This window comes from Ramlibacter sp., assembly GCF_035706265.1.
Lineage (GTDB): Bacteria > Pseudomonadota > Gammaproteobacteria > Burkholderiales > Burkholderiaceae_C > Ramlibacter.
In genome coordinates this window covers 1-9,110 of sequence record NZ_DASSVG010000479.1, presented here as the reverse complement: position 1 = coordinate 9,110, position 9,110 = coordinate 1, and the positions used below count along the sequence as shown (strand labels likewise).

3 protein-coding genes are annotated in these 9,110 nt (G+C 65.2%); 1 reads left to right on the top strand and 2 read right to left on the bottom strand.

The genetic code is table 11. The annotated features are described in order from the left end of the window. The coding region (locus VFM98_RS17165; RefSeq protein ID WP_325111116.1) for a hypothetical protein at nucleotides 1-574 on the top strand (574 nt) is incomplete at its 5' end. Nucleotides 575-779: 205 nt separating this feature from the next. Here VFM98_RS17165 and VFM98_RS17160 read toward each other — a convergent pair. Then, nucleotides 780-6,878 (bottom strand): PLxRFG domain-containing protein, encoded by a 6,099-nt coding sequence (locus VFM98_RS17160; RefSeq protein WP_325111115.1) that lies wholly within the window; start codon nucleotides 6,876-6,878, stop codon nucleotides 780-782. A 3-nt stretch (nucleotides 6,879-6,881) separates the two neighbouring features. Further along, nucleotides 6,882-9,110 (bottom strand): glucosaminidase domain-containing protein (locus VFM98_RS17155; protein WP_325111114.1); only part of this gene is annotated, 2,229 nt, incomplete at its 5' end.

Genomic DNA, 9,110 nt, shown 5'->3' with positions numbered 1-9,110 from the left:
CGGGCTGCACATCGCCAAGAAGGTCGGCATCATCAACTGGGAGCTGGACATGAAGGCGTTCCGCGCGTTCCTGCACCAGCACCTGCTGGTGATGCGCGATGCCTATAACGCCAAGAATGCCCCGGTGCTGACTCAGCTGCTCGATACGCTGTCGGCTATCATGCAGAAGCACGGGATTACCCTGAGCAGCATCAGGCAAGTGGCGGACGGCGCACCGCTGGGCGACGACGACATGCCGGCCAACCGCATGGACTACGGCATCGTGGAGGCCGACTCCAACTCGCTGCCGCATGAGGTCTATGCCCGGCACGAGCCGTTCAGCGGCCTGATGTATGTGCGCACGACCACCTTCAACAAGTTTGCGGGGGAGAACGCTTTTGCGATTCGTCAGGAAGCGATCCGGGCTAATGTGATGGAGCGCGGCACCACCACCAAGCGCCTGACGGGCGGCACCATGCTGCATGCAGTGGATGCGCGCTTCGACTGCTACGTGTTCCGCCACCGCGACCTGCTAGAGCAGGTGGCTCCACCTGTCGCTAAAAGTCAGAGCAACGTAACTCAATTGAGTAGATAGCGTGGATCGCGCGTGTATAGACAGCGTGCGTACTCAGTTACTTTGTAATTTAGGACACGCAAATGTCCACACAAAGGGGTGGCTCTCTGTAATAAATTGCGCTACATTGCATCTGCCAGCCTTCACCGGATGGCGACGCTAGAGAGAGCGTGTTGCGAAAGCCCGCTCAGGTGCAACGCCTGAGTGGGCTTTTCTTTCCTCCACATCAGTCCTCGTCGGTTGCGTATTCCATTTGCGTCTCGCGCCGACGCTGGAGTTCTGCCTGTACGCTACCGGGCCTTGGAGGCTTGATTTGTCCACCTGCCGCTTCCTTACGTTGGTGCTTAATGACATCGCCAACGGTGATTCGCAATCCGGGATTGCGCTCATTGAACTGCATCACTTCTTGAGGCATCCCTTCCCCAGCAGCGCGCGCTTCAGCGGCCTGCGCAATCAGGCGCGACCGTGTGAGCGACACGCGGCCTGTCAGTGCCCGAGCGGAGTATGCGGCTTCCTTCGTGCGTTCCACCTCGGTGGACGGCAGGCCGAGGAACTGAATAAATGCATCGCTCGTGTTCAACGGCTCGTGGACTTGCTTGCCAGCGATTTCGACGCCTTCACGCCCCTGCTTGATAGCCTCGTTGGCGTGGAAGATAGCACGCGGCATCATGGTCGCTGCGCCCTCCACGTAATCGCCCGCGCCGATCTTGTCCATGCCCTTGAAGAACTGCTGGCCCATACCGCCCGCTGGGCCGGTGAGACTGACCAACTGCTTGGCAAACAAGTCACTCGCCCCGCCCGCTTCCGCCCGGCTTCGGCTGATGTTAGTCAGCAACTGGGTGCCGGGAGCCACGTCACCAAGACCGGCGCGGCGCGACAGGTCGACGCCCAGTACCGCAGCGGGGATACCGCGTGCCACAAGCGTGGCGACATCGGTGCCGAATGCCCGCGCGAGGTAGTTCTGGAAGTCAGCCCGGGTGTCGACCTGATCCTCGGGGTCGCCCGTCCAGTTGCGCATGATGTCTGCTGCCGAGAAGCCCAGCCCTGCGAACGGCAGACCCATCGCGCCCACCATCAGTTGATGCATGCCAAGGATGCCGGTCAACACATACCGCGCCTCGGTGCGCCGCGTCAGGAAGTTATCAAGCGATTCCTGCAACTGAGCGCGGCGTTCTTCTGGCAGCCCCTTGTTGGCGAGTTGTTCACGCAGCCGCGCCACTTCCTTGGGGTGCCCATACGCATCGAACATGGTACGACTTAGCATGTGAAACATGGTCAGGCCGTACTTCTGAAACTGGAACAACACGCGAGCGCCGGGGATGCGCAGGAACGTGGGGTTCATCTGCGCGCTGTAGTCCACGTGGGAGTCACGCAATACATCGGCGGCATAGGCCATTGCCGCCTCGTGACCCATCTTGGCGCCCCCGCGCCCGCGCACACCGCCCTCTCTCGCAAGACGGTATGCAGCGAGCGCAGTGCCGCCACGGTTTACACTTTCGATGTACTGCACCGGGCGGTTCAGCAGTTCTTTCGCCTTCTGGCCGGCTGCGATGGCTTTCTCCTTCCCGGTCTTCGGGTCGATGATGCGCTCGCCGCGCGCCATGCGGGCCGATGTGTGAGCGGTGGTGAGGTCGATCAGGCCGAGGTTTTCCATCTGTCCGATCATCAGCTTTTCCTCGGGGGTGAGGTGCTTGGCCCCTGACACGTCCAGACCTACATCCCGATTGAACAGCCGCCAGACATCGCCGACTGCGCGGGTAGCGGCGCCCATGCTGCGCCCGAATCCGAATTTACCTGCCATTACCGGCACCGACATCATCGGCGTCTGCAACATGTTCATCAGCATGAACGCGGGCGACGCGCCGAGGTAGAACACGTGGGTGGCCTCGGCGACCATACGCTCTGCCTTTGCGAACTTACTGTAATTGGCCTCGTGGGCGAGACGCCCGGCCATCGTGTCGTAGACGCTGGAAGCCTGTGCGGAACCCACTTCGCGGCGCTCACCATCGAGGGTCTTCAGCGCCTCCGCCATGCGCTTGCCGTATTCGAGCGTGCCGATCTGGAAGGCATCGCGCCCCAGTCGGTCAATGATGGCGCGTGAGAAGTCCTGATCCCAGCCCTGCACCAGCTGGCGGTGCGCACTCATGCTGGCCGCGCTGCCGTCCGGCAGGCGCTCGATGTAGGCGTCCTCGACCATCGCCTTGAGCGCGGCGAGGTCGGGGCTGCCCGCGTACTCGTGGTCGAGTCGGGCGAGGATGTCGTTGACCAGCACGTCGCGGTGGCCGGTGTCCTGCTTGAAGAAATCGTTGCGGGTGAAGCTGTGCACCTGCGAGTCTTCACCTACGGCGCTTCTGAGCTGCGCCGCCTTTTCCTCGGCGAGCCGGGCGTTCTCCACTGCGTGCACGCTGCGGTGATCCGGGTCGCGGTTCATCAGCGACACCTTCTCCTGCGCGGCCTTGATCGCGCCGCTGTCACCTGTGGCGCGGGCCTCGGCCAGCTCGGCTTCGGCGGCCTGCATCGCCTTGGACTTGACCGATACGATCCAGTCACCGTAGCGGCGCAGCGGCGCGTAGGGGCCACGAAACTCGAAGAACGGCGAGTCCTTTTCACCGACGATGCGGCGCAGTGCATTAACCCGCTCGTGCTGCATGTCCTGCAAGGCATCGAACGCGGCGTCGAGTGCGTCGCGTTCATGCTTGGTCATGGCCTCCCACTGTTCGCGGGCGTTGTACGCCGCCGTCGCCTTGCGCGCCGCTTCCTTGGCCTTGAGCGCTTCGACGCCGTTGTCGCCCTTTGCCCTCGCCGCGTCCTTGACTGCGCGGTCGCGCACGTCGCGCAGCGTGTCCAGCGCGCCCGCCTTGGCCGGGTGGATACCAGCAACCTGCGTATCGCCGATGACCTGATGCAGCCGCTCCAGATGCTTGGCGCCTGCGGCCTTGCGCGCCGCCTCAATCTTGTTGGTTACGTCGATGACCTTGCGCTGCAAGTCGCCAATGCGGTTGGTGCGCTGATCCATCAACGCGGCCAGATTCTTCAGGTGCGGCAGGATATGGTCATAAGTCTTGGCAATGATGTGCGTCGGCATGGTGGCGATGTTGATTTTGCCTACCAGCTCGCGGGCACTCTTGCCCGTGCCCTGCGCATCGCTGTACATCTTCGCCAACCCGTCAGACATAGCGTGCCCCCTACCGGTGGCGCCGCCCTCCGTGGCCTGACGGTACATGGAGTTTGGGGAGCCGTCTCCGTGGGCGACCGCAGGATGTTCCCTGCGTAAGCCCTCGCCCGCTTCCATTACCGCGTCGAGCAGCGACTTCTCCACGCCCAGCAGGCGCGCGACAGCGGCCTTGAAGCGCTGCCACAGGCTAGTGCCGCCCGGCGCCTTGATTGCGTCGAGCTTGGCCCGGAATTCGGGGTTCGAGAACGCCTCGGCCACGAACTCCTTGACGTTCTTCAGGCCGTACTCCTTCGCCAGCCCCTGCACCTTCTGCGCCTCGGCATAGAGCCGGCGCATTTCCACCGCTGCCTTGCCGCCTGCATCGAGCGCCTTGACCGTAGCCTGATGCGCCAGCTCGTGCACCAGCGTCTGGCCGGCGTCGCGGGTCGAGTGCAGCAGTACCTCGTCACCCTTGCTCTCGCCGAGCGCGTCGGCGGGCGCGGCCTTGCGCTCCGCCTCGGTGCCGTGGCGCAGCTTGACGTGCTCCAGATCGTGGTCGTCCAGCAGCTTCTGCGCGAGCGATCTAACATCGGCGTTAGGATGGTTCGCGGCGACGTGTTCCAGCGCCTCGCGTGCGCTCTTGCCCTCGCCAGCCATGCTGAACACTTCGCGGTCGTGCGCGCCCTCGCCCTTGCCCGCTGCCTCGCGGAACTCGCCGCGTACATCTGAGCTGGTGCGCAGCGCCGCTTCCTCCGCCGTCGCCTTCAGCGCCGCTTCCTTCTCGGCATCGCTGGCAAAATCGTCCAGCATTTCGCGGGCGCGTGCCACCGCTTTCGGATCGCGTTCCAGATGCGCGATGTGCGATAGCGTCTCGATGTACTCGCGCCGCTTTTTGGGATCGCGCTGAATCTTGCCGAAGTGCTTGTCGAACTGTTCCTCGATGTCGTCCAGCATGCGCTTCAGGCCGGGCCGGTTTTCCGGTGCCTGCTCGCGCGCCATCGTGATCGCATCCATGCCCTGAGCCGGGGTGTCCTTCCCCTGCTCAGGCAGCTTGGTTTCCTCGGCCTTCGGTTCTTCCTTGGGCTTTACTTCATCTTTGGCTTTGGTGGTGGGCCGCGTTTCTTCGGCGGGCTTGGCAGCTTTGCCCCGCTCTTTCGGGCTTGGTTCAGGCTTGCCGCCACCGCCTGCTTCTGCGGATACCCGCTGTGCATCATTTCCGACACGTTCTGGCTGACCACTGCCTTGCTCTTTCCGGGTTTGAGGGGCATGAGCTTCTCCGGTTGGTGCCGCCGTGCGGGCGGCGTGTTGCTCAAGGGATTCGCCGGTCAGCGCCTTGTGGATGGCGTCGAGCTTGCTGAACCCCGTCGCGCTGCTGTCATCGGCCTTCTCGCGGATGAGCGCCGCCGCGTCCTCGGCGTTGGCGGCCTTCAGCACCTTGCCGAACGCCTGAATGCCCTGCATGTTGCCGCTCGCCGTCTTGTAGGCGTCGCGCACGACCTGCTGCCACGGCGCTTCGCCGCCCTGCGTGGGCGCCAGCAGCTCCATCTGACCTGGCTGTTTGCGTGACGGCGCAGCGGGCTGCGGCTCGCCCAAGTCCAGCTCGCGCTGGCCGGCGTGGCTGACCGGGCTTTCCAGCTCCAGCCGGTTGGCCTCGGCCTCGGCGGCCTTGGACAGCGCCCGCAGCTGCTCGGGGGTCTGGCCGGTCAGGGTGAAAGGCTTGCCGCGCTCGGGCAGCTGGGCGATCCGGCCCGGCTCGTTGGCTGCCTGTCGCTGCATCAGCTCAGCAGCGCGCGGCGGCAGCTTGGGCAGAGGCCGCTGGCCGGACGGCAGCGCCAACTGGGCGTTCGGGTTGGGTGCCGGCATCTGGTTCGGCATCGCCAGCGCGGGCGGCGCTCCGGGCGGCTCGCCACCGCCCCGACCTGTCACCCTAGCAAGTGCGTCAATCGCCCCTTGATCGGCGTAAGTGCCGGTGCGACGCACGGGCGTGTCGAAATCGAAGCCCGCCTGCATGCCGGCAAGCTCGGCAGCGGGGCGCATCGGGCCGCTGGGCGCCTCGGGCGGGATACGTGGGCCTGCACCACCCACCAGCTCCAAACCGGCTTGGCGGGGCTGGAATAGATCCAACTGCTGGCCGCTCAGTTCGCGCTCGGGTGGCAAAGGGCCGGCCCCGACATCCATCGGGCGCTGACCGCGTTGCTCACGCTCGCGCAGTGGCAGATTGTACTGGCCGCCCTGTCGCATCGCCTCGTCATAGGCGTAGATGTCGCCGCCGCCCCGCCGCTCCCATGTGGGGCGGTCGAAGTTCTGCGCCGTAGCAACGTGCGTCAAGTTGGTCGCACCCTGCTCCATGTCCGGCACCGGAGTGGTGTTGATCGCCTCGGCCCGCGCCCGCAGGCCATGCACGGCACCGAACGGGGCGCCCATCATGCCGCCCAGCACCGCGCCCTCCAGCAGTTCGTGGCTGGTGATGTCGCGGCCTTGGCCCAGTGCGCCGAACATCGCCCCTGCGCCGCCGATCCCGGCCTGCTCGACTGCTTCGGTGGCGGCGCCGGCAGCGGTACGCGCCAGCCCCTTGCCGCCCCAGCTGGCGACATCCTCAGCCACCCGGCCCGCCAAGCCGCCTTTAAGCAGCATGGCTGATCCGCCGATGTCCAGTGCCGTTTGCGGCACCGCGTACATGTAGCTCTCCATCGGGTTCGAGGCTTCGCCGCGCGAGATACGGGCGGCCATGTTCTCGCCGCCGCGCATGGCGAGGTTGCCGGCCAGCGCCGCACCCATGCCAACCGGGCCGGTCAGCGCCCCGGCGCCGTACAGCGCGAGGCTGGGGCTGGACTCCACGAGGCCGCGCCCGACCAGCTGGGCCGCCGACACCGGGCCGGTCACGTCTGACAAGCCACCGGGCAGCCCGCCCTGCGTGGCCCGCTCGCTGAACAGCTCGCGCTCGATGGCCGCGCGCCCCGCCGAGCGGCGCAGCTCGTCGCTGTCGAACAGCTCGCCGAGGGTGGCCGCGCCCGCTGCCCGCAGGCCGCGTCCGACGCCGGAGGTGACATCGCCCCAGCCTTGGCTGGTGGGGCCGGTCACGTTGGCTTCGGTGCCACCGGGCGTGCCCCACACCAGCCCGGAGTCTTCATCGCCCTTGGGCGGTTCCGACCATACCAGTCCGTCGCTCATGGCCTACCCCTTGCTTGCGGTTTCAATGGCCTGCTTGCGCCGCTTCACCCCGGGCGCCTGCGCATAAGCGGGTTTGGCCTCATCGAGCGCTTTCTTGGCCGCCGCCTTGGCCGCGTTCGCCTCTGGCTTCTTCTGCCCGATCAGGTAGTCGGTCATCTGCTCAGCAGCCTTAGCCGCCTGCTCTGGCGTGCGATACATCGGCACGCGCCCGTTGGACTCGCTCGCCCACACCGGCTTGCCGTCGACAAAGCCGAACGCCTCGCGCTGGCCGGTAGCAGGGTTGACCGCCGTGGCCGGGAAGGTGAAGCGCCCTGACAGCTCACCGGCGTGACTGGTCAGGTTCTTGGTGCCGGGGTCGACCTGCACGGGGTTGGTCTGGATGCCGATGCGCACGCCGCTGCCCTCCGGGTTGCCGTAGGGGCTGTCGGCGATCACCTTCTGGTAAGCGGGCAGCTTTTCCATTTCGCTGGCGTCCATCATGCCGCTACCCCCCTGCATGCCTGCCGGGGGTGTGTACATGGTCATTGAGCGTGACTCGGCCTGCCCACCCTTGCCGCTGGGCACGTTGACCATGAACTGCTGACCGGGCTGGATCGTCATGAAGTCGCCCTTGTCGGTCGGCCCTTTACCAGCTGAGGCTTCAATCTTGGCGCGCTCGATGCCGGGCTGGGCCAGATAGTTCAGTGTCTGTGCCTCGCGCAACCGCGACTGCGAACCGGGTGTACCGACGGTGCCTTCCTGCCGTTCTTCGAGCGCGACCTTGCGCTGCGTGGTAGCGAGCTTTTCCTGCTCCAGCTTGTGGCCGTACAGGTACTTCATACCCTCGGGCGTAGTCATCATGTTGGCGAACTGGCCGATGTCGGCAACCGACAGGCGCTTGTGCTTACCGCCTTCGCCGGGGGCGCCTGTCAGGTCGGGAGACACATAGCTGCCATCCTTGTCCTTGTAGATGCGGATGCCGGTGCCACGTGACAGCGCGCCAATCTTTCCATCGGCGTCGAGCGAGTCGTCCTGCATGATGTCACGCACGTACTCCGCCGCCTCCGACGCCTTGGTCTGGAAGTGCATATCCATCGCCTGCTTGGCTTCGCTGGTCTTGCCTTGGCGCAGATAAATCTTGGCGACATTCAGGTACTGATCGGCGTCGGAGCGCGGCGTGTCCATCATGACCTTGCCATCTTCGCTCACGCGGAACTGCGCGTTCTTCGGGATGCGCACACGTTCCGCCACCTGCTGCATCTTGGTGATGTCGTCGGCCACCGCTTGCTGGCCCTCTGGCGTCTGAATCGCGGCGGCTACGACTGGTGCGTTAGCCGAGCCTTTGCCTACCACATCGAGCGCCAGATTGCCGCCCGGCACATTCTTGCGCACGCTCTCATACGACGCCTTCAGCTTGGCGCCGTACTGCGGATCGGTGGCATATCCCTTCATGCCTGAAATGAACTTGTCGACATCCTCGCCGGCACCCACTACGCCGGGGTACTTCGACTTCATCAGCCGCACGTAGTCGGCGGCGAACTGCTCGGTGTTGTCGTACTGGCGGTAACGATCATTCGAGCCTTCGAGCCGATCACGCGCCTGCACGCCGCCGCCTGAGAAGTCCTTGATGTTGGCGAGATTGTTGGTGCCCGGGATCACCGACTTGCCCCATGCCGTCTCATGGCCGAGCTTGGCGGCGATGATGGCCGGGTCGACGTTCAGTTGCTGGGCGATGCTCTGCACCACCGGCCCGTACTGACTCACGAACGCGCTCTGCGGTGTCGGCCTACCGGCAGCGGGCTGGCCCACCGCTGCATCAGCGTAGCGCCTGCTGACCTGATCCGGCGCCGCAGCGTTGGCGCTACCGATAGTGGGAGGCGCTGCCAGTGGTGTGCCCTGCGGGTTGCTCATGTCGATAGCGGCGGTGCGCACAGCGGTGGGCTTGCCCAGCGCGTCGGTGCCTGCTTCCAGCTGCCCCGGCCCACCCGCCGCCCCGCCCGTCACCATGTTGGTGGCATTCAGCAGCGAGCGCGCCTTGGTCGGGTCGGTCTTCAGCGAGGTCAACATGGTGTTGGCCGCGTTGTCATCTAGCCCGAAATTCTGCTTCAGGTAGTCGACACCGATTTCCTCGCTGTCCAATCCAGAAGCACCCATCGCCTTTTCGATTTCCTGCCGGTCAGCTGATGTCCGGTAGGCGTCGATCCACGACTTACCCATGTTGACGCCGGCATTGATGCCCTGCGCGAAACCCGA